Here is a 26264-nt window from a genome sequence, read left to right as displayed (position 1 = left end):
CTTTCCCTTTGGAATTTTTATTTATCGCCAGTCACTAGTCACTAATTACGAGTTAAAATCATGAGGAACATCGATGATGAGGATAGATAATGTAATAGAGTTTTTAAAAGAGCAGGGTGGATTGAGAGTCATAGATGAAGAGTTGGATGTAAATCTGGAAATTCCTCATATTGCCTATATAGAGGTAAAAAAAACCGATTCAAAACCGCTTCTTTTCACAAACCCTATCGATAGAAAACTGAATATTAAATATAAAATGCCTGTTCTTATGAATATATTTGCAAACTTCGATCTGACTACAAAAATACTCGGAAAACATCCCGATTTGATTGCCAAAGAGATTGAAGAGCTTCTACACATGAAACCACCGAGAAGTTTTGGGGAAAAAATCGACCTTTTGACCAAACTTTTCAAAATCAAAAACGTTTTTCCAAAAAGAGTCAAAGGTCGGGGGGTATGTCAACAAAAAGAGATCGAAGATTTGACAAAGCTTCCCATACTTAAAACCTGGCCTATGGATGGGGGTAAGTTTATCACCACAGGACAGGTATATACCAAAACGCTCAATGGCGATATTCAAAATGTGGGAATGTACAGACTGCAGATGTATGACAGGCATAGACTTGGTATGCACTGGCAGATACACAAAGATGGTGCTCACTTTTTTCATGAGTATAGAGAAGCAGGACAAAAGATGCCTGTTACTGTCGCCGTGGGAGGCGATCCGCTGTATATCTGGTGCGGACAGGCACCAATGCCTCCAAAACTGTTCGAGCTACTTCTATATGGCTTTATAAGAGGCGAAAATCCGAAACTTGTTAAATCTTTGACCAACGATATTTGGATTCCGGAAGATGTTGATGTGGTGATAGAAGGTTTTGTAGATCCCCAGAAATTTGAGATAGAGGGTCCCTTTGGGGATCATACGGGATACTATACCCTTCCCGAACCTTTTCCCGTAATGGAAGTTACAAAAATAACATCCAAAGCAAATCCTGTGTTTACTGCTACTGTAGTAGGAAAACCGCCGCTGGAAGATAAATATATGGGATGGGGGACTGAGAGGATATTTCTGCCTCTATTAAAAACTACTGCTAGTGATCTGATTGACTACCATATGCCTGAAAACGGAGTTTTTCACAATCTCATTTTGGCAAAAATGAAAACTATGTATCCGGGACATGCCAAACAGTTTATGCATGCATTCTGGGGTGTTGGTCAGATGAGTTTTGTAAAACATGCGATATTTACGGGAGAAGATGCTCCTAAGCTAAGCGATTATGAAAATATTTCATCCTATATCTTGAACCGTATTTCACCTAAAAATATTTTGATAAGCGAAGGGGTGGTAGACCATCTTGATCATTCAAGCGATGTTCAATTTGTTGGCGGGAAACTTGGGGTCGATGCAACCGGTGAAGAGATAGATGAACTTGGAATAGAACTTTTAAGCGATGAAGAGCTTTTGGAGAAGTTCAGAAAGATAGATCCAAATGTAATAGGGCTCAGACAGTACAAACAGGATACCAAAAATCCGATAACCCTCATAAGCTATAACAAACAAAGATGTGTCAAAAAACTTTTTGAAGATATTGAAGCTCTTAAATATCATATAAAAATTCTGGTTGTAGTAGATTATGATGAAAATGATTTGAACAATCCGTATATGTTGATTTGGCGTGTTGTAAATAATATAGATGCCAAAAGAGATGTGCTGTTAGAGCCTTTTATCATGATCGATGGAACCAATAAAAACAGACTTGACGGTTTTGAAAGAGAGTGGCCGCCTGATACGGTATGTGACAAAGATGTAATAGAAAATCTAAAAAAGAGAGTTCTTATCGATGTTGATGAAGAGTTTTTGAGAAGGTTTCAGATAGTTTAAATGCATGTTTTCAAAGACTATTTCAAATGTTTTATAGGTTGTCTTGAGATTGTAGCAGACAATAAAGAGATTCTCAGAATCGATCTGGTTACAAAACCCGGAAATGTAAATGCCAACTATGTTACCGGACTGGCAAAGGAGTGGTTTGAACTCTATTTTGCGGGGAAAGAGCCCGGTTTTTTACCCCCTTTGGCAAATAGAAAAACGGATTTTTCACGGATTGTAACCGAGGAAGTTCTTAAAATCTCTTTTTCAAAATGTAAAAGTTACGGGGAAATAGCCCAAAATATAGGAAAACCCAGGGCTTACAGGGCAGTAGCGCAGGTGATGAAAAGCAATCCTTTTATGATTATTGTGCCGTGTCACAGAGTTGTATCAAAGTATGGGATAGGTGGATATAACGGAGGTATTCACATTAAGAAAAAACTTTTGGAGTTTGAAAAGTGCGCATCGATAAATTTATGAATGCGGTAAATATCGTAAAAAGAAGGGCGATTGCCCAGGATATGATTGAAAACAGAGTCGTTTTTTTAAATGATGTTTTAACAAAAGCATCCAAAGAGGTTAAAGTGGGTGATATTATAACCATAAAATATCTAAGCGGAGAAAAAAGATATCAGGTGTTGAAAATACCTGAAACAAAAACGATTCCCAAAAGCAAAAAAGATGAATATATTCAAGAGGTTACAAAGTAACGAGGCAAAAAACTGAAAAAGTTAAAGGGTTGATGGTATAATTTTAAAAATTTTCAGGAAGAAGACATGACTTTTCAAGAAGCAAAAGAGCAGTTTGAGAGACTATTTAGTAATCAGATGAGCGAAGATGAAGCAAGGTCTTTTTTGGTAGAGTTATATAAAAGAGGCGAGAGTGCCGAAGAGATAGCGGCCGCTGCAGAAGTTATGAGAGAGCACTCCGTAAAACTTCCTGTCAGTGAAGAGCTTAGAGGCAAACTTATCGACAACTGCGGCACGGGCGGAGATAAAAGCGGAAGTTTCAATATATCCACCACGGTCTCTTTGCTTCTGGCCGCCTGCGGTTGCTATGTTGCCAAGCACGGGAACAGAAGTATAACAAGCAAATCGGGCAGTGCTGATATGCTCGAGGCCTTGGGAATCAATCTAAATCTATCACCCGAAAAACAGGTTGAAATGCTGGAGAAGACCGGTTTTTGCTTCATTTTTGCAATAAATCACCATCCTGCAATGAAATTTATAATGCCTATCAGAAAATCTCTTCCTCACAGAACGATATTCAATATACTGGGTCCAATAACAAATCCGGCAGGAGTAAAAAAACAGCTTATCGGTGTCTTTTCTCCTTCGTATATAGATAAAATAGCCCAGGCTTTGAAACTGATAGGAACCAAAAGTGCGATGGTAGTAAGCAGTAAAGATGGCATGGATGAAATAAGCATTAGCGATATAACATACTGTTCCAGGCTTGAAAATGCGAAAATTGAGGATTTTGTGATAAAGCCGGAAGATTATGGTTTGGAAAGAGCGCCGTTTGATGCGGTAAAAGGCGGCGATGCCATTGAAAATGCCCAAATAACAAAAGATATTCTTGATGGAAGACTTACAGGCCCCAAGCTCGATATCGTTCTTCTCAATGCAGGAGCCGCTCTCGTAGTTGACGGCAAAACAGAAAATATCAAAGAGGGGATAGAGATAGCAAGAGAGGCTGTAAAAAGCGGTGCTGCTTCGGAGAAACTGGCCCAGATAATAGAGACATCCAAAAGATTGGGCAAATAATGGAAACATTCGAATCAGGCCTTGACTCCCTCACAAAAGTTGTCGATTATTTGAAAGAGTTGCTCAAAGAGGGAGGGGTAGTGATTTTAAGAGGAGATCTCGGCAGCGGAAAAACGACTCTGGTAAAAGAGTTTGCCAAAAGCTGCGGTGTTGAAAATGTAACCTCTCCCACATTTTCCATACAGCAGATATATGATAAAGATATCTATCATTATGACCTCTACAGAACGGACCTGAAAAAATTTATGGAACTCGGTCTTTTGGAAGAGTTGGCCAGACCGGGTATCCATTTTGTAGAATGGGGAGATGAAAAACTGGAGAATTTTTTGAAAAACGCCGGTTTTAAAACTGTTGTTGTAGAGATAGAACCAAAAAACGAAAAAAGAGTATACAGGGTTTATAATGCATAAACTGACAGCCAAAAACCTGAAAAAAGTGATAAAAGGTACGACAATAGTAGAAAATATATCCCTTGAAGTGAAAAGCAGGGAGGTTGTAGGACTTCTGGGGCCAAACGGTGCCGGAAAGACTACGACTTTTTATATGATATGCGGTCTTATCGATATGACCGAGGGTGAAGTGTTTTTTGACGACAAAGATATTTCAACTCTTCCTCTTCATAAAAGAGCGCATATCGGCATAGGATATCTTCCCCAGGAATCGAGTATTTTTAAAGATTTGACCGTAGAGGACAATCTCATGCTCGCAGCCGAAGTGGGAATTGAAAGCAGAAAAGAGCGTATAAAACGGGTGGATGAGCTTCTGGAGCTGTTCAATATCGAGCCTATCAGACATAGAAAAGGGATAAGCCTCAGCGGCGGCGAGAGAAGAAGAGCTGAAATTGCAAGAGCGCTTGTAAACAGCCCCAAATTTTTGTTGCTTGATGAGCCTTTTGCCGGAGTCGACCCGATTGCGGTAGTCGATATCCAAAATATTATAAAACAGCTTGTTGATATCGGTATAGGAGTTCTTATAACTGATCATAACGTACGCGAAACTCTGAGTACCTGTGACAGGGCATACGTTATAAGAAGCGGAAAACTTCTTGCTAAAGGCAGCAGTGAAGAGATAGCCAAAAATCCTGATGTAAGAGCTCATTATCTGGGTGAGCATTTCAAATTTTAAATTTGAAGAGAACGCGTCAAGCGCAGGGAGCTTGATAGCCTCCGCCGGTTTAACGAAACAGTGAATGAAGCGAACGGATTGATAAAGGGGTGAAGGTGGAAGGTGAAAGTGAAGATATAAAAAAACTGCTGGATGAAGAGGTTAAAAAAAGAGACAATTTTTTTGAAATCAGTTATGAAAATCCCGATCCTATTTTGGTTGCTAGAAGGTATAAAGATGAAAAAATTTCACTTATCTGCTCTCTTTTTGCCTATGGTAAAGCCTCTTTGATAGTGAGGTTTCTTGATTCGCTTGATTTTTCTCTTCTTGAAAGCAGTGAAGAAAAAATAAAAAAATCTCTTAAAAACAGCTATTACAGGTTCCAAAGTCCGGATGATATTGCAAATATATTTATAACGCTTAAAAGAGTAGCCTCAGAAGATAGCCTCGAAAACATCTTTTTAAAAGGATATAAGAAAGAGCAAAGCTGTGTTGACGGCCTAGTATCTTTGATATCGGCACTTGAAAAAGTCAACAGATATGATTCTTACGGATACCGTTTTTTGATAGGAAAAGCCCCTCTGAAAATATCGGGCTCATCAGCTCTGAAAAGATGGAATATGTATCTAAGATGGATGGTTCGGGAGGACAATATAGACTTTGGTCTATGGAAGAGGGTGGAAAAAAAAGATCTGATAATACCTCTTGATACCCATACATTTAAAGTTTCTGGGAAACTTGGCCTTTTGAAAAGAAAAAGCTGTGATCTCAAAGCTGCCATAGAGTTGACCGAGAAACTGAAAGAGTTTGACAAAAACGATCCTGTCAAGTATGACTTTGCACTCTACAGGATAGGGCAGGAGAAAAAGATATAAATATCTTTTATCCAGTGCATAAATTTAGTTACCATTAATTAAAAATTAGGTAAAATTCGCAAAGTTTAATTAATTACAGGAGAAAATATGGAAGGAATATTTACGTTTGTTGGTATGATTTCCCATGATCACTCGTTTGTATTTGTGGCACACACTATTCTAGCGGCGCTGATTGTGCTGATTTTGGCGAAGGCAGCTACAAAGTCGCTAAGAGTCGTTCCTCAAGGTATGCAAAACGTTATGGAGACCTATCTCGAAGGTGTAATCTCAATGGGAAGAGATGTAATAGGCGAAACAAATGCGAAAAAATATCTTCCGCTGATTGCAACTCTTGGTCTTTTTATATTCGTTTCCAATATAATAGGGATAATACCAGGCTTTGAGTCCCCTACAGGGAATATCAATTTTACACTTACACTTGCTTTGATAGTTTTTGTCTATTACAACTATGAAGGTATAAAGAAAAATGGTTTTGTACACTATTTCGCGCACTTCGCCGGACCGGTAAAATGGCTTGCTCCTTTAATGTTTCCTATAGAGATAGTTTCTCACATATCAAGAATAATCTCTCTTTCTTTCAGGCTTTTTGGTAATATCAAAGGTGACGACCTGTTCTTGTGGGTTCTTCTGATGCTTGCGCCGTGGCTTGTGCCTCTTCCTGCATTTGCTATTCTTCTATTTATGGCTTTTTTACAAACGTTTATATTTATGATACTTACATATGTATATCTTGCAGGAGCGATAATGCTTCACGAAGAGTCCCTGTAAGGTTCTTTGTGCGTAGAAGTGCTGTAGAAGTACTTATCAGTTTTCTGCTCGGCATTTCCTGGGCGCTGGCGCTTCTAAGCGCCCTTTTTGCATTTGACTTTTTTTATCCTTTCGGACTATTTACAGCTATCGCAGGTGCAATATTCGGAGCATTTTTCTGGCTTGTGCTTATAATATTCCTTGAGATAGCAAGTCTGCAGATAGACAAATACAGAGAGTTAAAGCAACAGACTAAGCTGCTGTCTGAAATAAAAGACAGGCTTTCAAATGAAAAGCTATCTGATATCTGATCCTGAATACTACGGAAAAACTCCTAAAAGTGTCAAAGAGAAAGCATATAAAATATTTTTGCAAAAAGAACCAGACTTTGTCTGTTTTAGAGATAAAAAAACTTCAAAATTCCAAGCCCTTGCATCTGCTTTTACCGATACGGCTCGCAAAGCAGGTATAGAAAAAATCATCATTCACAGCGATATAGAGACTGCTCTGGCTCTTGAAGCATACGGAGTTCATCTTTCAACTTCCGACTTTTTCAAAATACCAATTGCAAAGTCAAAAGGTTTATATGTAATAGCAAGCACCCATTCTTTGGAAGAGGCACAGGAAGCTTACAAAATGGGTGCCGATGCCGTAACTTTCAGTCCTGTTTTTTATACTCCTTTAAAAGGCCGCCCCCAAGGTTTAGAGAAGTTAAAAGAAATTGTTGATAAAATACCTATCGATGTTATTGCACTTGGCGGGATAATTACCGATAAAGAGGTAAAAAAAGTTGCCAAAACAGGATGTTTCGGTTTCGCCTCTATAAGATATTTTGTTAGTTAGCATGTTAGTGGACTGAAAAACTCATTATATTTTTGCAATCAGTCTACTATCGTTCTAATCAGATGATCCAATCAAGAAAATAAGGAATAGTATGGAATTTGAAGTAGTCATAGGTCTAGAAGTTCATGTGCAGTTGAATACAAAAACAAAAATGTTTTGTTCCTGTCCGACAAGTTTTGCCGAAAGACAGAATAAAAACACCTGTCCCACATGTCTTGCACTGCCTGGTGCTCTGCCTGTCATAAATGAAGAAGCGGTAAAAAAAGCTATGATGTTTGGATATGCCGTCAATGCACAAATAAACAAAAAATCGATTTTCAATAGAAAAAACTATTTTTATCCCGATCTTCCTAAAGGTTATCAGATAAGTCAGTTTGAAATACCTATCGTAGAAAAGGGAACTCTTGTTATCGATTTTGAAGACGGAAGCAAGAAAGAGATAGGTATCACAAGAGCCCATCTTGAAGAAGATGCTGGGAAAAATATTCATGAAGGCAATTACAGTAAAGTTGACCTTAACAGAGCCGGAACACCCTTGCTAGAAATTGTAAGCGAACCTGATATAAGAAGCAGTGAAGAAGCCGTTTTATATCTTAAGAAACTGCATGCGATTGTAAGATATCTGGGAATAAGCGATGCAAATATGCAGGAAGGCTCTTTCAGATGTGATGCTAACGTTTCTATAAGACCCAAAGGGGATGAAAAACTCTACACAAGAGTTGAAATAAAGAACCTAAATAGCTTCAGGTTTATTCAAAAAGCTATCGAATATGAAGTAGAAAGACAGATAGAGGCGTGGGAAGACGGGGTATATGAAGAAGAAGTTGTCCAGGAAACCAGACTTTTTGATTCAAATAAGGGCATCACGAAAAGTATGAGAGGCAAAGAAGAGAGTGCTGATTATAGATATTTTCCCGATCCTGATCTTCTGCCGGTCATTATTCCTGACAGCTTTTTTGATGAGACAAAAAACATTCCCGAACTTCCGGATCAGAAAAAAGAGCGTTTTATTGAAGAGTATGGTATCAGACCTTACGATGCGGCACTGATAACCTCATCAATGGAGACGGCTCAATTTTTTGAGGAGATGCTAAGACACGGAATATCAGCCAAAAATGCAGTTACGTGGCTGACAGTTGAACTTTCAGCAAGACTTAACAAAATAGGTCAAAGTATCGAAAAATCCCCTGTAAACGCTGATAAACTGGCACAGCTTGTTATGAGAATAGAAGATAAAACGATAAGCGGAAAAGCCGCAAAAGATGTCCTTGATTATCTTATGGAGAATGATATTTCTGTTGATGAGACAATTGAGAAGTTGGGCTTAAGACAGATAAGCGACGATTCCGCCATTCTTTCTATGATAGATGATATACTTGCAAAAAACGAAGCAAAAGTGGAAGAGTACAGATCCGGTAAAGAGAAACTTTTCGGCTTTTTCGTAGGACAGGTAATGAAAGCAAGCAAAGGTAAGGCGGATCCAAAAAAAGTAAACGAATTACTTAAAAAGAGACTCGGCACTTGAAAAGAATTTCAAAACTTTTGATTGACCTGGCCTTCTTTCTTGAGGGCTCCCCCCGTTATAAAAAAGCAAAAGCTTTTTTTTATAATCTGCTGGAAAATGAAGAGTATAAATATAAAAAATATTTTGACTATTTTATGATATTTCTGGTTCTTTCCAGTGTAGCTATCATTATAGAGGAAGTTACTCATCCTGTTGACAAATGGCTTGTAATATATGATGTCTATATAGTAACAGCAATTTTTATTGTGGAATATCTTCTTCGGTTATGGGTATATAACGATTCCAGAAAAATCATTATAGAAGAGTTTGAACAGTCTATCTTCCTCGAAAAAGAGTTTGATACAAAAAAGGTTTTAAAGGAGATTATCAAAAAGAAATTTGAATACATAATTTCCCCTTTGGCAATTATCGACTTGCTTGCAATTCTGCCAAGTTACAGGGAGCTGAGAATTTTAAGAATATTTGTGCTTTTCAGGGTTTTCAAACTTCTTAGATACTCCAGAAGCATAACACAGTTTCTACAGGTTCTTTCATCCAAAAAGATAGAACTTATCACGCTACTCTTTCTTGTAGCCTTTATCGTATTGATATCCGGTATAAGCATATACGTTTTTGAGGAGCATAAAAATCCTTCCATCAACTCTTTATTTGACGCCTTTTATTGGTCCTTGGTAACTATATCAACTGTGGGTTACGGTGATATTACTCCTGTTACGACAGAGGGCAGAAGTATAACACTTATAGTAATTTTAACTGGAATAGGGCTTATATCATTTGCAACCTCTATCATAGTTTCTGCATTTAGTGAAAAAATGAGTGAAATCAAAGAGCATAGAATTTTGTCAAATATAGAGAAACTTGAAAGCTACTATCTTCTTTGCGGATACAGTCATCTGTGTGAACTTCTAGCAAACAGATTAAAAAGGGAAAAAAAGAGTTTTGTCATTGTGGATAATGACGGTAAAAGAGTAAATAACGCATTGCAAAAAGAGTATCTTGCCATTAAGGGAGACGCATCAGATAGAGAATTCCTGATGAAATTGGGAATTGAAAAAAAAGTTTCAGCTGTAATCTCTCTTACGAGCGAAGATATGCATAATATTTTTATAACTTTGAATGTAAGAAGCATTAGTAAGAGTGTGCCGATTATCGTAAGAACTTTTGATAAAAATGCGTATAAAAAACTGAAGTTGGCAGGAGCCGACTATATTATTTCGCCATATGATGTTGCTGGACTTATCGCATCGAAAATTATAGAACAGCCGATTGCTATCGAGGCTATTACTAATATACTCTCTGAAAAGAAAAATGCAGTCTGCGATCAGGTGGAAGTACTAAAAGGATCGCTTCTGGAAAACAGAAAAGTTGGCGAAATAAATTTTGACAGATATAAGATACTTCTTCTTGGTATTGTGAGAGAGGATGAAAAGAACAGAATTCCACACAAGAAGAAATTTTTTTTCAATCCCGACGATGATTTTATTTTGAGGCAAAATGATATATTAATAATCATGGGATACAATATAAGCATTTCAAATTTTAAATCAATTGTTACTGAAAGCAGTTTGGAACATGTCAGAAAAAAAAGATAATATACTTCTATTCGGATATGGAAGATATGGCGAAAAAATCGCTAAATATTTAGCGGGAGACTATTCTCTTTATATTGCCGAAAACGACAGAAAAAGGCTTAAAAAAGCCAAAACAGACGGTTATGAAAAACTGTTTTTTGTTGATATAGAGAGTGACGAAGAGCTTGTTTCGCTTTTAAGGGAAAAAAATTTCGTAAAAATTTTCTGTGCGATGGATAATGAAGAGGAGAATGTATATCTGGCAATTACATTCAAAGCTCTGTTTGTAAAAATAGAGACTATAGCAATATGCGAATCCAAAGAGAGTGAAAGAAAACTGAAACTAGCAGGTGCAGATAAGATAATAGACACGATGGAGGCAAGTGCGAACAAGATATTTCATCTTCTTGAAAAACCTGCTATGTTTGAGGCGATAGAAGATATGCTATATATGGATTCTGATATAGGCTTTTATGAGATTGAGATACGAAAAAACTCTTTTTTGGATGGAAAATATATAAAACAGATCGATCTGAAAAAAAGTTTCAATCTGATTCTTGTTGGCGTAGTTGACAAGGAGATGGGAAACAAGTTTGTGTTTATAACCAGAGGAATAAATCATAAACTTGATGCAGGTGATATTCTTGTTGTTATAGGCAAAAAAAACGATATAGAGAAATTCAAAACCGAACTTAAAAAGAGTGCACAATGAAGATTGGAATTATAGGCGGAGGAAAATGGGGACAGGCGCTGGCATTCGCCCTTTCCCAAAAATGTAAAGTTTATATTACTTCCAGATCTAAAAAAGAGTTGAAAAATTTCCTTCCTTTAAGGGACATTCTTGAATTCGAATATCTGGTTTTTGCACTTCCGGCACAGATAACCGATGAATGGCTTAAAAATAATTTTTCTTTCAAAAACCAAAAAGTTCTTGTTGCTTCCAAAGGCATAGATGCAAAAACAGGAAGATTTTTAAACGAAATTTACGAAGAGTATCTACCTAAAGGAAATCTTTCATATCTTTCAGGGCCATCATTCGCAGCAGAGGTTTTGAAGTCCCTGCCGACGGCTTTAGTTGTAAATTCAACCAATCTTGAACTTGCACGCAGCTTTTCCTCATTTTTTCCGGATTTTATCAAAACATATATAAGTGATGATATAATAGGAGCAGAAACAGCTGGAGCCTATAAAAACGTAATAGCGATAGCATCTGGCATATGCGACGGTTTGGGGCTTGGAAACAATGCCAGAGCCTCCCTTTTGGCAAGAGGGCTGGTTGAGATGGAGAGATTTGGAAAATATTTCGGCGCCAAGGAAGAGACTTTTCTGGGGCTGAGCGGTGCGGGAGATCTTTTTTTGACGGCAAGCAGTACTCTTTCAAGAAATTATCGTGTGGGACTTGGTCTGGCACTTGGAAAAAAGATTGATGAAATTTTGGAAGAGCTGGGAGAAGTAGCAGAAGGAGTTTACACTGCTGCGGCTATAGAAAAAATTGCACGGCAAAAAGATATTTACATACCGATAGCATCGGAAGTAAAAAAAGTACTGGACGGAAAAGATCCCAGAAAGAGTCTCGAAGACCTTTTAAAAAGTTAAGAGGGCTATGTATGAGAAAATTTATTTTTGAAGAGATAGAGAATCTTCCTCCAATGCCCGAAACTGCTATAAAAATAAAAGAGCTATACAATAAAGATGAGCTCTCTTTCAAAGAGATGATAGAGGTTATCGAAGAGGATCCTCTTCTTGTTGCCGATATTTTGAAAATTGCAAATTCTCCATATTACGGCTTTGTGCATGAAGTGAAAGATATAGAAAAAGCTGTTGTTTTGCTTGGTATGGATATGGTAACGGGTTTTGCCCTTTATTGCACTCTAAACAGAGATTTTGATGTTGATTTTTCTGCATATGCAATTACATCGGATGATTTTTTAAAAAAATCTGTCATACAGAGCAAAATTGCTTATATATGGACTCATAAAGAGTCTGTTTTGCCGACAGCGGCCTTTTTAAGCGAGATAGGAAAGGTTCTTATTGCAAAGTGTGCCAAAAAAAGAGGAAAAAACATCTATGAATATATGGTAGAAAAAAATATCGAATGTGACGATGCCGAAGAGGAGATATGCAGCATAACTACTCCGGAAGTAACCGCTGCTATATTTGAGAGATGGAATTTTTCTTCCAAACTTGTAAAGATTATCAGATATTCGAAAAATCCCGAAGATGCGCCAAATGAGTATCAAAAAGATGCTGCCTCTTTAAAAGTCATAAGAGCTGTTGTTGACCTCAAAGGTGAAATAGAGCCAGACGCAAAGGAAAAAGCTCTTCCTATTCTTGAAAGATTTTCCCTTGACGTTGACTCATTTGCAAAAGCCCTAAACTGCAATATCTGTTCAGAGGGTTCTATCGATTCTCTTTGATATATTTGGCTATTCTGTATCCATGGTTTAAAGCTATTGCTATAGAACCTCCCGTATCAGTCACGATATCACCTGCAGCGAAGAGTCCAGGTATTTCGGTTTCAAAATTATCATCTACTTCGACTTTTTTACCCACGATATTAAGACCGCATTTTCTTAAGAATTCTGTGGGAGTTGTCCCTCCTATCGCATATATTACTCTATCAAAAATCTCGCTTTTATTATTGCTGAAATTGACTTTCACTTTCCCATGTTCGCTTTCCAAAGATTCTATATCTATGCCAAGTTTCAATCTAAGTTTTCCTTCATCGGCATATCTTTCCACTATTTTATCGTTTTCCGGGTTTAGTCTTGTAAATCTTGCTCTTCTGTAATTAAGCGTAACATCATTGGAATCTGCTAAAAAATAGGCATATTCCGCTGCAGAATTTCCTCCACCAACAACAAGTATTTTTTCGCCCTGAGAACAGCTGTCGAGATTGAAGTTGACTTTTTGTTTTATTGAGGGTGGGATTTTATATGTAGGTTTATTTGGTTTACCCATTTTACCTATCGAAATTACTACATTTTTTGCTTTAAACTGCCTGTTGTCCGTAGTCTCTATATCAAAAATATCGCCTTTTTTTTCAATTTTTTCTATTTCAGTATTGAATTCGGTATCAATTTTATGTTTATCAAGAAGTCTGTCAAAAAGATCAAGTGTAGTCTCTTTAGTTCCATCCATAAAGATGATATTTCCTTCACATTCAACTTTCTGTCCCATCCAGTCTTTGTCAACCCGTTTGTTATCTTTATAAAATTTCCTTATGGTCGAAGAGTGGTTATCTGCTTTTTCAATCAATAGTATATCTTTGATGCCAAATATGAAGGCTTCAATAGCTGTGCCTATTCCTGCGGGTCCTGCACCAATAATGGCAATATCATAAACTTTTTCCATAACAAACCTCTTTTATAAAAAAATATTATATATTAAATTATTATTTGGCTTAAAGTCGAATAAAAATAAAATTTTATTGGCTAAAAAGCATAATATGTGTAAAATCATGTAAAAATATGATAACTGAAGGTGGAGATATAGATATGGAAGAGTTTCTAAAAAGAGCAAAAGAGTCTGCAAGTATACTTTCAACACTCAACGGCGATATCAAAAAAAGAGTGCTTAACCAGATGGCCGATGCAATAGAGGCAAATACAAACAGAATAAAAGAGCACAATGAGATAGATATGGCAAATGCACGGGAGATGAATCTGAGCCCTGCAATGATGGACAGGCTTTTGTTGGATGACAAAAGAATTTTCTCGATGGCAAAGGCGGTAAGAGAGATTGCTGCACTCAAAGATCCCGTTGGAAGAGTTCTTGATGGCTGGGTTTTGGATAACGGACTCAAAATAGAAAAAGTATCGATTCCCATAGGCGTAATCGGTATAATATACGAATCAAGGCCCAATGTTACAAGTGATACTGCTGCTTTATGCTTTAAAAGCTCCAATGTATGCATACTCAAAGGTGGAAAAGAAGCCGCATATAGCAATAAAATAATTGCACAGATACTTCAGGAGGTTTTAGAAAAAAATTCGCTTCCAAAAGAGCTAATATCCCTGCTTCCCGACAGCAGCAGAGAGGGTGTTGCGAAACTGATAAAAATGGACAAGTATGTGGATCTTATCATCCCGAGAGGCGGGGAGGCACTTATAAGATATGTCAGTGAAAATGCAACAGTTCCTGTAGTCAAGCACGACAAGGGACTTTGCCATACATATATAGACAGTTTTGCAGATTTTGACAAGGCGATCGCTATAGCAGTCAATGCAAAAGTCCAAAGACCCGGTGTCTGCAATGCAATGGAGACTCTGCTCGTTCATAAAGATATTGCAAACGAGATACTGCCCAAACTTTTTGAGGAGTTTAAACTATACTCAACCGAGCTCAAAGGCTGCGCTCTTACAAGAGAGATTATAAATGTTGCGGAAGCTGATGAGAAGGATTTTGAAACTGAATATCTTGCAAATATTTTATCTTTGAAAGTTGTCGAAAATATAGACGAAGCCATATCTCATATACAAAAATACGGTTCGGGACACAGCGAAGCGATTGTTACGGAAAACTATTCAAATGCGGAAAAATTTATGAACTCTATTGATGCAGCCTGCGTTTATGTGAATGCTTCCACAAGATTTACCGACGGAGGAGAGTTTGGTTTCGGTGCTGAAGTGGGTATAAGCACAAACAAGCTGCATGCAAGAGGGCCTATGGGTATAAACGATCTTACAACATATAAATACAAGATATACGGACAGGGGCAGATTAGAGAATAAAGGAGAGCAGATGCCTTATATAAACATAAAAGTAGCCGGAAAGATAAGTGTCGAACAGAAAAAAGAGATAGCAAAAGATATAAGTGACTCTATCCAAAGAGTTCTGGGCAAATCAAAAAAAAGCTGTTATATAGTTTTTGACGAGGTTGAGAGAGAAAACTGGGCTGTAGGCGATATGCTGTTGAGCGAGAAAAAGAAAGATGGCTGAAACTGTTCTTGAGATAAAAGATCTTACTTTCGGTTATACACGAGATAATCTGCTATTTAAAGATTTTTCTCTTGAAGTGAAAAAAGGGGAAGTTGTAACTATTGTCGGTCCCAGCGGAGTTGGCAAAAGCACTCTTTTTGAACTTATAACAGGCTTTTTGAAGCCAATGAAAGGAAGCGTAAAAGTTGCCAGGTTTTCCCAAATATTCCAGGATCCTTATACCTCATTTCATCCTACATACTCGATCATTGAACAGATAAGAGATGTTGCCTCTTTAGACGGGCTTGAAGAGCTGGCAAAGAAAATGAATATCGATCTTGCTCTGCTTGAAAAGAGACCTCATCAGTTATCCGGCGGACAGCTTCAGAGATGTTCTATTCTTCGAGCACTTCTTATGAAGCCAGAACTTCTTCTTGCTGACGAACCCACGTCTGCTCTTGACAATATAATTCAGCTTGAAGTTATGAAATTATTAATGGGATTTCTGGATAGGGTAGGGCTGCTTATAATAACTCACGATATGGACCTTGCAAAGTGGTGTAGTGACAAAATTATCAAGATCAGCCCCAATATGCTCAAGGAGATGCCAGTATGAAAGTAAAAGGTGTTTTGCTGGATATCGCCGGTGTTTTATATGAGGGAGACAGAGAGATAAAGGGAGCGGCAGGGATACTTGAAAAACTGAAAAAGAGTTATCAGGTAAGATTGGTAACCAATACAAGCAGAAACACACCTGAGAGTGTCTACAAAAAACTTGTAAATATGGGTTTTGGAGTAAAAAGAGACGAGATATTCACAGCCCTTGATGCGGCAAGAAGAGTCGTAGCAGAAAGCGGTAAGGGTGCTTATATGGTGATGACTGACGAAGCCGAGGAGTTTTTTAAAGATATTATCAAAGAAGATATAAAATATGTAATCGTTGCGGATGCATACAATAACTTTACATATGAGCGTTTAAACAAGGCCTTCAGAAAACTACTGGAAGGTGCCGAACTCTTGGCTGTCGCGAAAAACAGATATTTTAAAGACAAAGACGGCAAACTTTCCATGGATGCCGGAGGTTTTGTCAAAGCTTTGGAATATGCAGCCGAAACAAAAGCCACAATAGTTGGCAAACCGAGCCCTCTGTTTTTCGAAAATGCTATAAAATCAATGGGATTGGGAAAGGATGAAGTAATAATGGTGGGAGACGATATAGAATCAGATATAAAGGGCGCTCAGGATATAGGTATCAAAGCTGTTTTGGTAAAAACAGGCAAATATAAACCTGAGGTTTTGGATAAAGGTATAAAGCCCGATTTTATTATAGAGGATATAACCTGTTTGCCGTCGGTTTTATATAAACTATAAAGCAGGCACATTTTAGTCGGAATTTGTATAAATTTTATTCTCAATCGTTTTTAAAACTTTAAATTTTGAAAACTCTTCCAGATTTAACTTTTTTGCTATGCCGGGATTTACTATGTAATACCCAAATTCTATTTTTATATTGTCTCCTTTTTTAGGCATATAGTTTAATGATATTTTTGTACTTTCTTTTGCATTTAAAATGGTATCTTGTAGTACTTCAGTAGCTTCCCATACTGGTGCGGGAGTTCCATTTTTGCCAAAAATTTTAGAAAACATCTTTTCATCTTCTAACACTTTTCTACCCGCATTGGTCACACTTATCTTTATGGCAGCCGCTCTTAGCGGATGAAGAAAGAGTTTATGAGGTGCCAGGTTTGTAATCTCAATTTCTATATTTTTATCTGTTTTCAAAGTCAACTCTATATATTTTTCAAGAAATTCGGGTTTGTTAAAAACACCTGCAAACCCGTGATATCTATGTGTTTTGGAATCAATATGGTTTGCAAAACTTCCACTGACTTTTGGCATATGGCATGTGATACAATTTTGTTTAGCATCTTTTGAAAATTCTGTTTTGCATACGGTAAATCCATTTTTATTCTGCTTATGAGAGTGACATCCCATACAAACCTTTGCGTTTTTATACAGGGGATTTGTGGCATCGATAGTATGATAGGGTGAGCCGCTCTGTTTTGCAAACAGTCCTTTTTTCAAAGTATATTTTTTGACACCTTTTATGTTTTCATCTTCAGCAAAAAAGTATTTTTGGTTGCTATTGATAATGTTTTCGTTCATTTTGGCGTGTTTTTTTATATCTTTTATTCTGTGGCAGTAGGCGCATGATATCGCTTCTTTTTGGCCCTGGCTATCTATTTTGGGCAAAGCGGGATCGGTACTGTTTAGATCTTTTAGCAATTTTTCGTCTGTAGGAGTATGGCATTTTGCACACTGGTATTTCTCTTTTTTTGATAAAGGATGAATGGAAAAAATCTTTTTATGAATTTTGTCTCTGAAGATTGAAGAGTTGTAGTGCATTGATTCCACATATTCTTTGTATACCAGCGGATGGCACGCTTTGCATACTTTGCTAGGTGTAAAATTTTCTCCAAAAAGGCTCAAATTCAAAAACAGAATGAGTATTAAATATTTCTTCATTTTTTCCTCTTATAATTAAATTTTTTCTGATAATACCAAAAAAGAGGGTAGTATTATATGATAATTGTCAATAAAAGGAGATAGAATTATGGACTATAAGAAAAGATCGAATATCAGACGGGGCATTAAAGTCAGGATTGTATTGAAGCAAGACCAAAAAAGCGGAAAACTGACAGAAGGTGTGGTCAAAGATATTTTGACAAATTCTCCTTTACATCCTCACGGTATAAAAGTAAGACTGACCTGTGGAAGAGTGGGACGGGTCAAAGAGATATGCATATAAAATATCTAAAATAAAAATCGGTATTTCTTGATAATATCCTGTTAATGAGGTAGAATGTGTGGTAGAGGTGAGTTCTAACGGTTTTAAGTGAGTATCTGTTTTTAATAATAAGAGGAAACCAAATGGAAAATGGAAAAGAGCATCTGGTCGAGCCTGGTCATGATTTAACTAAAAAGCATGAGGATCCTTTTATTGATTTTTTGCATCGTATAATACGATTTGCTGTAAAAGTTTTAGCTATACTTATGGTGCTTGTAATTGTTTGGGGAATAGGGGATGTTGTTTATGTTTTATATCAAAGAATAAATTCTCCGCCGTTTTTACTCCTGAGTATCAATGATATTCTTGCGACATTTGGTGCTTTTCTTGCTGTATTGATAGCTATAGAAATTTTTATAAATATTACAATGTATCTGAAAACAGACGTTATTCCGGTAAGACTTGTAGTAGCAACGGCTCTTATGGCTATTTCTCGGAAAGTAATTATTTTTGATTTTGAGAAGATTACGCCGCCGTTGATAGTTGCAACAGGAGTGGTTGTATTTGCTCTGGGAATAACTTATTGGCTTATTTCAAAAAAAATATAACAAGTTAATATAAAGTGGACAGAAGTTTATTTATCACAGTTTTTTTCACTGTCAAGTATCTTTTGCATCTCATCTCTTAAGTTTTTTAGCCAGTCTGGGTTTTCCTTTGCCTTGAAAGATGGCAGGAACTTTATTTTTACTGTACCTGGATTTAGTTCCAATTTTTTTGAATCAAAAATTTCTCTGCTGTTTATAATAACAATCGGTTGCACTCTCATATCCAACTTGTCGGCTATTACAGAAGCACCGGGTTTGAAAGGGAGAAGTCTGTCTCCTTTAGCTCTTGTACCTTCGGGAAAAATTGCCAGTACCTTATGTGAGTTTTTTACTTTTTTCTTTGTCTCTTTGAGAAGGTGTAGAATTCCTTTTTTGTCCTGACGGTCTATAGCTATATTATCGGGAAGCTTGAGCATAAGACCAAATAGTGGCATGTCAAAAAGCTCTTTTTTTGCGATCCAGCATAAATCTTTTGGATAAAAAGCTTCCATAATAATGATATCAAGCATGCTTTTGTGATTCATTACCAACATATCTGCATTTTCATCAATTTTACCTTCAGTTTTTATATCTATTCCAAGCAGTTTTAGTATGCTCTTTGAAATGAACTGTTTTATTTTTTTGTAATATTTTTTATCAAAAAGTGTAAAAAGAAGAATATTAAGAAGAACGAAAAGAATTATTATGACAGCTGCATATATTCCTCTAATTTTTGCAAATATCTTCATCTTTGACCCATCCTATTTTATTATCGGGAAGAATAATTTTTGTATAGCCGTTTTTATGGTTTAATTTTTTAACTTCTAAAGTTTTCTCATTTTTATAAAAAATGGTGCTGTTTTGTGTTGGCAATAGATATATATTGCTCATTTTTTTTATGCAGACTTTTTTAACCGGAACTGTGATATACACTCCATATGAACCGAAAACAAGGGCCAATAAGAGATAAATAATCTTTTTTTTGTAAATAAATCCCAGTAAAAAAAGTGCTGAGAGAGAAAAAGCGGTGATCATTTTTATCATCTGATGACTTGTTTTGCCCGGATTTATGTCTGATTGTGTGCTTACTCTGTCATCTTTGACCTCTATAGGAAGCAACAGGGACTTGAAACGGTTCTCATCTGTATTGAAATATACTATTTTAAATCTGTCAATTTGGCTTGGAATAATTGCATAATAGACAATATTGCTGAGTGGGAAGTTGATTTGGCGAGATTCAAACCCTTGTTTTGCGGCTTTATTAACATGAAAGTTCTCTATATTTGAGAGGTTTGCCTCAACATTCATTACCAGAAGGTTGTTTTCATCATCGTATGGAGTTGCCTTATATTTGATGATTTGCATATTTTTTGCTAAAACACCGCAGAAATCTGTAGGGGGGTTTAATTCTATTGTTTTAAGCGTAATTCCGTTTAGTCTCTCGCTCTCTATTCTGCTGTAGCCTTCGAATATCAATGTTACAGTGATATCAGGAATTCGTATCTCAGTACTTTTAGCTTTAAAATAGAGTGTCTTATATAGATATATACCTTCGGATTTTATCGGTTCATCTATAAAAACTTCTTCAATATTTTTTCCGTTTTCAAAGTCATATTCGATACTTTCATATCCGTCGCCTGCAACGACTATTTTAAGAGTTACTGGGAAAACTTCATTTTTATAGATTGTTTTGGGTATCTTTTCAAAAGAGAGATAGAGATATTTTTGATATATCTCTTCTCCTTCTGTTTGGGCGTGAACGTGAGTAAAAGAGAAAAACAAAAAGATTGATAATATCCCCAATATTTTTGAAACTCTAATTGACAAATCCTTCTATCATTTTTATTCCGTCTTCGCTACCGAGTATTTTTTCACAAGCTCTTTCTGGATGTGGCATAAGTCCAAAAACATTTTTTTCTCTGTTGCAAATACCTGCTATTGCATTGACCGAACCGTTTGGATTCTCATAATTTCCATCTTTATCACAATACTGTAACAAAACCTGTTCATTGTCATAAAGTGATTTTAAGCCATCATCGTCTATGTAGTAATTACCCTCTGCATGGGCGATAGGGATATTCAGGATATCGCCTTTTTTTAACTTGGATAGAAATCTGTTGTTGCAGTTAATAACTTTAAGATGTTGATATTTGGATATAAAATGGAGATTTTCATTTCTTTTCATAGCTCCTGGAAGCAGGTGAGACTCCAAAAGTATCTGAAATCCGTTGCAGATACCCAAAACGTAACCCCCCTTTGCAGCAAACTCTTTTACAGCCTGCATAATGGGGCTAAATCTTGCAATTGCACCGCTTCTTAAATAATCGCCGTAACTAAAACCGCCTGGGATTACAACAAGATCTGTATTTTTTGGTAATGAGACTTTCTTATGCCATACTATGCTGTTTTTGCATCCCAAAAGATTAAATGCATAATCTGTATCAAATTCGCAGTTTGTTCCGGGAAATCTGATAATTGCTACATTCATTTTACAATCTCTATCTTATAGTCTTCTATTACGGTATTTGCAAGCAGTGTCTCACACATCTCTTTTACTCTTTGGGTAGCTTTCTCTTCATCGCTTTCGTCAAGCTGCAAAACTATCTGTTTGCCGACCCTCACATCAGTTACCTCATTAAATCCGAGAGAGTGTAATGCATGATGAACCGCTTTTCCCTGAGGATCGAGAACTCCTTGTTTTAAATATATATCGACTATAGCTTTCATTTAAATCCTTTTCGATTGTGCTTAATGAAAAAATGCGTAGATTTTGCTTTTATTTCAATATTCTTCTTAAAACCTCTTCATAGGCAACTTTTACATTACCAAGATCCTGTCTGAAAACATCTTTATCAAGTTTCTCGCCTGTTTTTTTATCCCAAAATTTGCAGCTGTCAGGGCTTATCTCATCTCCTAAAATTATATTTCCGTCTTTGTCACGACCAAATTCTACTTTGAAATCCACAAGATTTAGTTCTCTTTTGTCAAAAAAAGATTTTAAAATGACATTTATCTCTCGTCCAAGTCTTTTCAGTTCTTCAAGTTCACTTTCACTTCTTGCCAAATCAAGTATAAGGGCATGTTCGTCATTTATAATTGGATCATGAAGTTCATCGTTTTTATAATAGAACTCAACAAGTGAAAAAGGAAGAACTTTTCCGTCAGGAATTCCGAGTCTTCTTGTCAATGAGCCTGTTGCGATATTTCTTACGACAACTTCAATAGGTATCATTTCTGCTCTTTTGATAAGCATCTCATTTTCGTTCAATCTTTTGACATAGTGTGTAGGTATGCCGTTTTCTTCTAGCAGTTCAAAAAGCAGACTGCTGATTTGGCAATTTAGTGCGCCCTTTCCGGCTTCGCTTCCTTTTTTTTGTGCATCGAAAGCTGTGAGATCATCTTTGAATTCGGCTATATACAGATTTTCATCATCTGTAGCATATATTCTTTTTGCTTTTCCCTCATATAATAACTCTTTTTTTTCCATTCCCTTCCTTTAATTGTTTTTAGATACGTTTTTGACTATTATCAATGCTTTTAATATATCTACGGCAGATTTGAGTTGAGCGTCTTCATAAAGAGCTTTTTCATCAATAAGATCTTTTTCTTTCTCACTCTTCTCTTTTTCATCTTTTTTGTTTTTCTCTTCTTCATTTTGCAGTTTTTCGGATGTACCCTTTTCTTCTTCTATCTTTTCTAGTTCACTTTTGAGATGTTTTTTAAGTTCTGCTTCTTTGATTGCAAATCCGTTTTCTTCTATTGGAATTTTTCCCGGATGTACAATGATGTCAGGTGTTACGCCCAATGCCTGGATAGTTCTTCCGCTTGGCAGATAGTATCTTGCTATAGTCAGTTTTACGGCTTCTTCTTTATCGATAGGAAGTATTACCTGTACGCTTCCTTTACCAAAAGTCTTTTCTCCGACTATGATCGCTCTTTTATGATCCTGGAGTGAGCCGCTTACAATTTCACTTGCACTTGCACTTCCTTCGTTCACCAATACAACGATAGGGATATTTTTGTATGTTCCGGGTTTTGTTGCGAGATACTCTCTGTTTTCATCTTTTACACGTCCCTTTTGTGAGACAATAACCCCTTCATCTACAAAAAGATCTACCAACTCTACTGCCTGATCTAGAAGTCCGCCCGGATTGTTTCTTAGATCTAATATTATCCCTTTAGTTTTATCTTCGTTCTCTTTTATAAATTTTTCTACATCACTTTTTACTTTCTTGTCAAAAGATGTAACTCTTAAGTAAAGAATATCCTCATTAAGAATATGTTTTGCATATACAGACTGTATTTTTATAATATCTCTTGTAATTTCAACAATAATTGGTTTTGGTTCATTTTTTCTTACAATAGTCAGTTTTATTTTTGTTCCCGGTTTTCCTCTCATGAGATTTACCGCTTCGTCGAGCGTCATGTCCAGAGTTGATTTGTCATTTATTTTTAGGATAATGTCTCCTGATTTCAGTCCCGCTTTATCTGCAGGAGTGCCTTCTATCGGAGCTATTACGGTAAGTGCACCGTCTCTTATTCCGACAGTGATACCAAGGCCTCCGAACTCTCCTTCCGTTTGAATTTTTAGCTCTTTGAAGTGTTTTTTGTCAAGATAGGAGGAGTGGGCGTCAAGATTACTTAAAAGTCCAGCTATTGCTTTATTTATGATCTCTTCAATAGTAAGTTCATCTACGTAATATTTTTCAACGGTACCTACGACTTTAGTAAATTTGGCAATCGAATGCAACCTTGTAGTAAGATTTGATTCTTCGCTTTTAGCAAAAAGATCAGTTTGTATAAAACCGTATCCCATTACGGAGGCAGCAATGAAACTGAGAGTTAAAATTTTCATTTTTTTCATATTTTAGACCTTGTAAAATCAGATATAAAGATGGAGTAAATTATAATTAAAATATACTAAAAATTGGCTAAACTTTTTACAAAGCGGGTTTTATGCAGAAAAACAAAGAGTTTTATAGACTAAAATAACTTGACATCAATTGACTAAAGTTGTATAATACCATTAAACTAAATTAATTAAGGAGCTGTCATGAGTATTTTTGAAAAGCTGACGCATAAGATGACTGAAACAATCGAATCAGGAATCAGCCTTGCTCTGCACAATAAAAACCCGGAAGTTGATGTGGTTCATGTTATATGGGCATTGCTGACCGATAGCAGTTCCATTCTGAATCAGGCTTTGAATAAGATGGGCATAGACAAAGCTGCAATCGAGCTTGAAGCAAAAAGCGAAGCTGATAAACTTCCTAAAGTTTCCCAAATAACAAAAGAGAGTATAAAACTTTCCAGAAATCTTGCCGAAAGTCTGCAAAAAGCCGAAGGGCTTATGGTTAAAAGCGGAGATCAGTTTCTGGCGGTAGATACCTGGATAATCGCCAACCTTGATACGGAACCGTTTAAAAATATTTTGGGCAAATATGTTGATTTGATGGATTTGAAAAAAAATCTGGAAGCTATAAGAGGTGGAAAAAAGATAGACAAACCTACCGCAGACGAAACTTTAGAAGCTTTGGAAAAATACGGTATAGATCTTACAAAAAAAGCAATAGAAGGCGAGCTTGACCCGGTAATCGGAAGAGATGAGGAGATTCACAGGGTTATGCAGATTCTGATAAGGAAAACAAAGAACAATCCTATTCTTCTTGGTGAACCGGGAGTTGGTAAAACAGCTATTGTAGAAGGTCTTGCACAAAGAATCGTAAACAAAGAAGTGCCTTTGAGCCTTCAGAATAAAAGAGTTGTTTCTCTTGATATGAGTGCACTGATAGCCGGTGCAAAATATAGAGGAGAGTTTGAGGATAGGCTCAAAGCAGTTGTAGAAGAGGTTAAAAGCAGCGGAAATATTATACTTTTTATCGATGAGATACACACTATCGTAGGAGCAGGGGCAACCGAAGGGAGTATGGATGCCGCAAACATTCTCAAACCCGCATTGGCAAGGGGCGAATTGCACACAATAGGTGCCACTACTCTTAAAGAGTATAGAAAATATTTTGAAAAAGATGCCGCTCTTCAAAGAAGATTTCAGCCTGTAAAAGTTGAAGAGCCAAGTATAAATGAGGCGCTGCAGATTTTAAGAGGTCTTAAAGAAAGACTAGAAGCCCATCATAATGTGCAGATTTTGGACAGTGCACTTGTTGCAGCGGCAAAATTGAGTGCACGATATATAACAGACAGATACCTGCCCGATAAGGCAATCGATCTTATAGACGAAGCAGCGGCTGAACTCAAAATGCAGATAGAGAGTGAGCCTTTTGAACTTAGCAAGGTTAAAAGAGAGATTGAACAGCTGTTGGTTGAAAAAGAGGCTCTTTTGATGGAAAAGAGTAAAAAAAATGAAGAGCGTCTAAAAGAGATAGAAAAAGAGATAGCTAATCTTGAAGAGAAAAAGAGACAACTTGAAGCCCAGTTTGAGAATGAAAAGAAAGTATTCAAAGATATAGCTGAAATCAAAGAAAAAATCGATGCTTTAAAAAGAGAAGCCGAGTTGGCAAAAAGAGAGGGCAATTTCAATAAAGCTGCCGAAATTGAATATGGTCAGATTCCACAGCTTGAACAAAAGCTCAAAGATCTTAATGAACAGTGGGAAAGAATGCAAGAAGCCGGAACTCTTCTCAAAAACAGCGTTGATGAAGAGATGATTGCGGCAATTGTAAGCAAATGGACAGGTATTCCTGTAACAAAAATGCTTCAGAGTGAAAAAGAGAAGATACTTCATGTTGAAGATGAACTAAGACGTGAGGTTGTGGGACAGGATGAAGCTATAAAAGCAGTTGCAAGGGCTATAAAAAGAAATAAAGCAGGTCTGAGCGAACCAAACAGACCTATAGGAAGTTTTATGTTCCTTGGACCTACAGGAGTAGGTAAAACCCAAACCGCAAAAACATTGGCGAAATTTCTTTTTGATACCGAAAAAGCTCTTATCAGAATAGATATGAGCGAATATATGGAAAAACATGCAGTATCCAGACTTGTGGGTGCCCCTCCGGGATATGTTGGATATGAAGAGGGCGGACAACTTACAGAAGCTGTTAGAAGAAAGCCTTATAGTGTAATTTTGTTTGATGAGATAGAAAAAGCGCATCCTGATGTTTTCAATATCCTGTTGCAGGTTCTAGACGATGGAAGATTGACAGATAACAAAGGTGTTACAGTTGATTTCAGGAATACAATAATTATCATGACATCAAATATCGCCAGCGATAAAATTATGGAATTCAGAGATCCGGAAGACAGGGAAAAAGCGGTTAAAGACGAACTCAAAAGATATTTCAAGCCCGAATTCCTGAACAGACTTGATGACATAGTGATTTTCAATCCGCTTGACGAAAAAGCGATAGTTAAAATTGTAGATATTATGTTTAAAGGAATTCAGGAAAAACTTAAAGAAAGAGATATAAAAGTAGAATTGACTGATCTTGCCAAAAAAATCGTCGCAAAAGCCGGATTCGACCCAGTATACGGTGCAAGACCTCTTAAGCGCGCACTATACGAGCTTGTAGAGGACAGACTTGCAGAACTTATACTTGAAGATAAAGTAAAAGAAGGCGACAGTGTAGTTTTCGATGCTGAAAACGAAGAGGTATTTGTTCTTGTAAACGGACAGAGAGTATGATAAAAGAGGGCTGATGCCCTCTTTTTGTTCCG

The 26264-nt window shown here is 36.7% G+C and carries 30 protein-coding genes; 22 read left to right on the top strand and 8 right to left on the bottom strand.

Annotation, left to right across the window (positions count from 1 at the left end):
• The first annotated feature begins 82 nt into the window (after nt 1-82).
• The 15 genes from EPR_RS05085 to EPR_RS05015 all read left to right on the top strand — a co-directional run bounded on the left by EPR_RS05085 (nt 83) and on the right by EPR_RS05015 (nt 12718).
• The gene (locus EPR_RS05085) at nt 83-1885 is read left to right on the top strand and encodes a menaquinone biosynthesis decarboxylase (protein WP_420827471.1); all 1803 of its coding nucleotides are present in this window, start codon (nt 83-85) and stop codon (nt 1883-1885) included.
• Nucleotides 1886-2350 carry a methylated-DNA--[protein]-cysteine S-methyltransferase gene (locus EPR_RS05080; protein WP_200762180.1) on the top strand — a complete coding sequence of 155 codons (465 nt, stop codon included), beginning with the start codon at nt 1886-1888 and terminating at the stop codon, nt 2348-2350.
• Nucleotides 2329-2580: a S4 domain-containing protein gene (locus tag EPR_RS05075; protein ID WP_200762179.1), complete on the top strand. Its 252-nt coding sequence runs from the start codon at nt 2329-2331 to the stop codon at nt 2578-2580. Before EPR_RS05080 ends, EPR_RS05075 begins: the two co-directional genes overlap by 22 nt.
• A gap of 66 nt (nt 2581-2646) precedes the next feature.
• The gene (trpD, locus tag EPR_RS05070; RefSeq protein WP_200762178.1) at nt 2647-3636 is read left to right on the top strand and encodes an anthranilate phosphoribosyltransferase; all 990 of its coding nucleotides are present in this window, start codon (nt 2647-2649) and stop codon (nt 3634-3636) included.
• On the top strand, nt 3636-4046 hold the full coding sequence (gene tsaE, locus EPR_RS05065; RefSeq protein WP_200762177.1) for a tRNA (adenosine(37)-N6)-threonylcarbamoyltransferase complex ATPase subunit type 1 TsaE: 411 nt from the start codon (nt 3636-3638) through the stop codon (nt 4044-4046). The genes trpD and tsaE overlap by 1 nt, the downstream gene beginning before the upstream one ends.
• Nucleotides 4039-4761: an LPS export ABC transporter ATP-binding protein gene (gene lptB, locus EPR_RS05060; RefSeq protein ID WP_200762176.1), complete on the top strand. Its 723-nt coding sequence runs from the start codon at nt 4039-4041 to the stop codon at nt 4759-4761. Before tsaE ends, lptB begins: the two co-directional genes overlap by 8 nt.
• 95 nt (nt 4762-4856) lie before the next feature.
• Nucleotides 4857-5615, top strand: coding sequence for a TIGR02757 family protein (locus tag EPR_RS05055; protein WP_200762175.1), 759 nt, complete (start codon nt 4857-4859; stop codon nt 5613-5615).
• A gap of 87 nt (nt 5616-5702) precedes the next feature.
• Nucleotides 5703-6383, top strand: coding sequence for a F0F1 ATP synthase subunit A (locus EPR_RS05050; protein WP_200762174.1), 681 nt, complete (start codon nt 5703-5705; stop codon nt 6381-6383).
• An 8-nt stretch (nt 6384-6391) separates the two neighbouring features.
• On the top strand, nt 6392-6673 hold the full coding sequence (locus EPR_RS05045) for a hypothetical protein (protein WP_200762173.1): 282 nt from the start codon (nt 6392-6394) through the stop codon (nt 6671-6673).
• Nucleotides 6651-7205, top strand: coding sequence for a thiamine phosphate synthase (locus tag EPR_RS05040; protein ID WP_200762172.1), 555 nt, complete (start codon nt 6651-6653; stop codon nt 7203-7205). The genes EPR_RS05045 and EPR_RS05040 overlap by 23 nt, the downstream gene beginning before the upstream one ends.
• A 91-nt stretch (nt 7206-7296) precedes the next feature.
• Nucleotides 7297-8730, top strand: coding sequence for an Asp-tRNA(Asn)/Glu-tRNA(Gln) amidotransferase subunit GatB (gene gatB, locus EPR_RS05035; RefSeq protein ID WP_200762171.1), 1434 nt, complete (start codon nt 7297-7299; stop codon nt 8728-8730).
• Nucleotides 8727-10322, top strand: a complete 1596-nt coding sequence (locus EPR_RS05030; protein ID WP_200762170.1) for a potassium channel protein — start codon at nt 8727-8729, stop codon at nt 10320-10322. The genes gatB and EPR_RS05030 overlap by 4 nt, the downstream gene beginning before the upstream one ends.
• Nucleotides 10303-11013 (top strand): potassium channel family protein, encoded by a 711-nt coding sequence (locus tag EPR_RS05025; RefSeq protein ID WP_200762169.1) that lies wholly within the window; start codon nt 10303-10305, stop codon nt 11011-11013. Before EPR_RS05030 ends, EPR_RS05025 begins: the two co-directional genes overlap by 20 nt.
• The gene (locus EPR_RS05020) at nt 11010-11897 is read left to right on the top strand and encodes an NAD(P)H-dependent glycerol-3-phosphate dehydrogenase (protein ID WP_200762168.1); all 888 of its coding nucleotides are present in this window, start codon (nt 11010-11012) and stop codon (nt 11895-11897) included. The genes EPR_RS05025 and EPR_RS05020 overlap by 4 nt, the downstream gene beginning before the upstream one ends.
• An 11-nt stretch (nt 11898-11908) precedes the next feature.
• Nucleotides 11909-12718, top strand: coding sequence for an HDOD domain-containing protein (locus tag EPR_RS05015; protein WP_200762167.1), 810 nt, complete (start codon nt 11909-11911; stop codon nt 12716-12718).
• On the opposite strand, the gene EPR_RS05010 is transcribed toward EPR_RS05015, so the two are convergent.
• On the bottom strand, nt 12702-13655 hold the full coding sequence (locus tag EPR_RS05010) for an NAD(P)-binding domain-containing protein (RefSeq protein WP_200762166.1): 954 nt from the start codon (nt 13653-13655) through the stop codon (nt 12702-12704). The genes EPR_RS05015 and EPR_RS05010 overlap by 17 nt on opposite strands.
• 116 nt (nt 13656-13771) lie before the next feature.
• On the opposite strand from EPR_RS05010, the gene EPR_RS05005 reads away from it, so the two are divergent.
• From EPR_RS05005 to EPR_RS04990, 4 genes are read left to right on the top strand one after another with little or no spacing between them, the layout of a single operon-like run.
• The gene (locus tag EPR_RS05005) at nt 13772-15034 is read left to right on the top strand and encodes a glutamate-5-semialdehyde dehydrogenase (protein ID WP_234697079.1); all 1263 of its coding nucleotides are present in this window, start codon (nt 13772-13774) and stop codon (nt 15032-15034) included.
• Nucleotides 15035-15044: 10 nt separating this feature from the next.
• The gene (locus EPR_RS05000; protein ID WP_200762164.1) at nt 15045-15242 is read left to right on the top strand and encodes a tautomerase family protein; all 198 of its coding nucleotides are present in this window, start codon (nt 15045-15047) and stop codon (nt 15240-15242) included.
• Nucleotides 15235-15837, top strand: coding sequence for an ATP-binding cassette domain-containing protein (locus EPR_RS04995; RefSeq protein WP_200762163.1), 603 nt, complete (start codon nt 15235-15237; stop codon nt 15835-15837). The genes EPR_RS05000 and EPR_RS04995 overlap by 8 nt, the downstream gene beginning before the upstream one ends.
• Nucleotides 15834-16592, top strand: coding sequence for a TIGR01458 family HAD-type hydrolase (locus tag EPR_RS04990; protein ID WP_200762162.1), 759 nt, complete (start codon nt 15834-15836; stop codon nt 16590-16592). The genes EPR_RS04995 and EPR_RS04990 overlap by 4 nt, the downstream gene beginning before the upstream one ends.
• A gap of 12 nt (nt 16593-16604) precedes the next feature.
• Here EPR_RS04990 and EPR_RS04985 read toward each other — a convergent pair whose 3' ends face one another.
• Nucleotides 16605-17747 (bottom strand): multiheme c-type cytochrome, encoded by a 1143-nt coding sequence (locus EPR_RS04985; RefSeq protein WP_200762161.1) that lies wholly within the window; start codon nt 17745-17747, stop codon nt 16605-16607.
• Nucleotides 17748-17835: 88 nt separating this feature from the next.
• Here EPR_RS04985 and EPR_RS04980 point away from each other — a divergent pair, with 88 nt between their 5' ends.
• Together EPR_RS04980 and EPR_RS04975 are read left to right on the top strand one after the other, a co-directional pair.
• Entirely contained in the window at nt 17836-18030 is a 195-nt protein-coding gene (locus EPR_RS04980) for a YwbE family protein (RefSeq protein ID WP_200762160.1), read from the top strand.
• 122 nt (nt 18031-18152) lie between these two features.
• Nucleotides 18153-18617: a phosphate-starvation-inducible PsiE family protein gene (locus tag EPR_RS04975; protein WP_200762159.1), complete on the top strand. Its 465-nt coding sequence runs from the start codon at nt 18153-18155 to the stop codon at nt 18615-18617.
• Nucleotides 18618-18643: 26 nt separating this feature from the next.
• On the opposite strand, the gene EPR_RS04970 is transcribed toward EPR_RS04975, so the two are convergent.
• From EPR_RS04970 to EPR_RS04945, 6 genes are read right to left on the bottom strand one after another with little or no spacing between them, the layout of a single operon-like run.
• Entirely contained in the window at nt 18644-19342 is a 699-nt protein-coding gene (locus EPR_RS04970; protein WP_200762158.1) for a lysophospholipid acyltransferase family protein, read from the bottom strand.
• The gene (locus EPR_RS04965) at nt 19320-20420 is read right to left on the bottom strand and encodes a hypothetical protein (RefSeq protein ID WP_200762157.1); all 1101 of its coding nucleotides are present in this window, start codon (nt 20418-20420) and stop codon (nt 19320-19322) included. The genes EPR_RS04970 and EPR_RS04965 overlap by 23 nt, the downstream gene beginning before the upstream one ends.
• A complete protein-coding gene (purQ, locus tag EPR_RS04960; RefSeq protein WP_200762156.1) occupies nt 20410-21081 on the bottom strand; it encodes a phosphoribosylformylglycinamidine synthase subunit PurQ in 672 nt (223 codons plus the stop codon). The genes EPR_RS04965 and purQ overlap by 11 nt, the downstream gene beginning before the upstream one ends.
• Nucleotides 21078-21320: a phosphoribosylformylglycinamidine synthase subunit PurS gene (gene purS, locus EPR_RS04955; protein WP_200762155.1), complete on the bottom strand. Its 243-nt coding sequence runs from the start codon at nt 21318-21320 to the stop codon at nt 21078-21080. The genes purQ and purS overlap by 4 nt, the downstream gene beginning before the upstream one ends.
• A gap of 49 nt (nt 21321-21369) precedes the next feature.
• Entirely contained in the window at nt 21370-22080 is a 711-nt protein-coding gene (purC, locus tag EPR_RS04950) for a phosphoribosylaminoimidazolesuccinocarboxamide synthase (RefSeq protein WP_200762154.1), read from the bottom strand.
• Nucleotides 22081-22089: 9 nt separating this feature from the next.
• Entirely contained in the window at nt 22090-23457 is a 1368-nt protein-coding gene (locus EPR_RS04945) for a S41 family peptidase (protein WP_234697078.1), read from the bottom strand.
• A 189-nt stretch (nt 23458-23646) separates the two neighbouring features.
• On the opposite strand from EPR_RS04945, the gene EPR_RS09300 reads away from it, so the two are divergent.
• Nucleotides 23647-26232, top strand: coding sequence for an ATP-dependent Clp protease ATP-binding subunit (locus EPR_RS09300; protein WP_200762153.1), 2586 nt, complete (start codon nt 23647-23649; stop codon nt 26230-26232).
• Nucleotides 26233-26264: the final 32 nt, after the last annotated feature.

The organism is Nitrosophilus alvini (assembly GCF_015100395.1).
GTDB classification, from domain to species: domain Bacteria; phylum Campylobacterota; class Campylobacteria; order Campylobacterales; family Nitratiruptoraceae; genus Nitrosophilus; species Nitrosophilus alvini.
The sequence above is the reverse complement of the archived record's forward strand: the minus strand, read 5'-3'. Positions and strand labels throughout refer to the sequence as shown.

Coding starts and splice junctions, on each gene's coding strand:
- EPR_RS05080 (WP_200762180.1), top strand. CDS start 1,886: ATGCATGTTTTCAAAGACTATTTCAAATGTTTTATAGGTTGTCTTGAG.
- trpD (WP_200762178.1), top strand. CDS start 2,647: ATGACTTTTCAAGAAGCAAAAGAGCAGTTTGAGAGACTATTTAGTAAT.
- tsaE (WP_200762177.1), top strand. CDS start 3,636: ATGGAAACATTCGAATCAGGCCTTGACTCCCTCACAAAAGTTGTCGAT.
- lptB (WP_200762176.1), top strand. CDS start 4,039: ATGCATAAACTGACAGCCAAAAACCTGAAAAAAGTGATAAAAGGTACG.
- EPR_RS05050 (WP_200762174.1), top strand. CDS start 5,703: ATGGAAGGAATATTTACGTTTGTTGGTATGATTTCCCATGATCACTCG.
- EPR_RS05040 (WP_200762172.1), top strand. CDS start 6,651: ATGAAAAGCTATCTGATATCTGATCCTGAATACTACGGAAAAACTCCT.
- gatB (WP_200762171.1), top strand. CDS start 7,297: ATGGAATTTGAAGTAGTCATAGGTCTAGAAGTTCATGTGCAGTTGAAT.
- EPR_RS05025 (WP_200762169.1), top strand. CDS start 10,303: ATGTCAGAAAAAAAAGATAATATACTTCTATTCGGATATGGAAGATAT.
- EPR_RS05020 (WP_200762168.1), top strand. CDS start 11,010: ATGAAGATTGGAATTATAGGCGGAGGAAAATGGGGACAGGCGCTGGCA.
- EPR_RS05015 (WP_200762167.1), top strand. CDS start 11,909: ATGAGAAAATTTATTTTTGAAGAGATAGAGAATCTTCCTCCAATGCCC.
- EPR_RS05010 (WP_200762166.1), bottom strand. CDS start 13,655: ATGGAAAAAGTTTATGATATTGCCATTATTGGTGCAGGACCCGCAGGA.
- EPR_RS05005 (WP_234697079.1), top strand. CDS start 13,772: ATGATAACTGAAGGTGGAGATATAGATATGGAAGAGTTTCTAAAAAGA.
- EPR_RS05000 (WP_200762164.1), top strand. CDS start 15,045: ATGCCTTATATAAACATAAAAGTAGCCGGAAAGATAAGTGTCGAACAG.
- EPR_RS04995 (WP_200762163.1), top strand. CDS start 15,235: ATGGCTGAAACTGTTCTTGAGATAAAAGATCTTACTTTCGGTTATACA.
- EPR_RS04990 (WP_200762162.1), top strand. CDS start 15,834: ATGAAAGTAAAAGGTGTTTTGCTGGATATCGCCGGTGTTTTATATGAG.
- EPR_RS04985 (WP_200762161.1), bottom strand. CDS start 17,747: ATGAAGAAATATTTAATACTCATTCTGTTTTTGAATTTGAGCCTTTTT.
- EPR_RS04980 (WP_200762160.1), top strand. CDS start 17,836: ATGGACTATAAGAAAAGATCGAATATCAGACGGGGCATTAAAGTCAGG.
- EPR_RS04975 (WP_200762159.1), top strand. CDS start 18,153: ATGGAAAATGGAAAAGAGCATCTGGTCGAGCCTGGTCATGATTTAACT.
- EPR_RS04970 (WP_200762158.1), bottom strand. CDS start 19,342: ATGAAGATATTTGCAAAAATTAGAGGAATATATGCAGCTGTCATAATA.
- purQ (WP_200762156.1), bottom strand. CDS start 21,081: ATGAATGTAGCAATTATCAGATTTCCCGGAACAAACTGCGAATTTGAT.
- purS (WP_200762155.1), bottom strand. CDS start 21,320: ATGAAAGCTATAGTCGATATATATTTAAAACAAGGAGTTCTCGATCCT.
- purC (WP_200762154.1), bottom strand. CDS start 22,080: ATGGAAAAAAAAGAGTTATTATATGAGGGAAAAGCAAAAAGAATATAT.
- EPR_RS04945 (WP_234697078.1), bottom strand. CDS start 23,457: ATGAAAAAAATGAAAATTTTAACTCTCAGTTTCATTGCTGCCTCCGTA.
- EPR_RS09300 (WP_200762153.1), top strand. CDS start 23,647: ATGAGTATTTTTGAAAAGCTGACGCATAAGATGACTGAAACAATCGAA.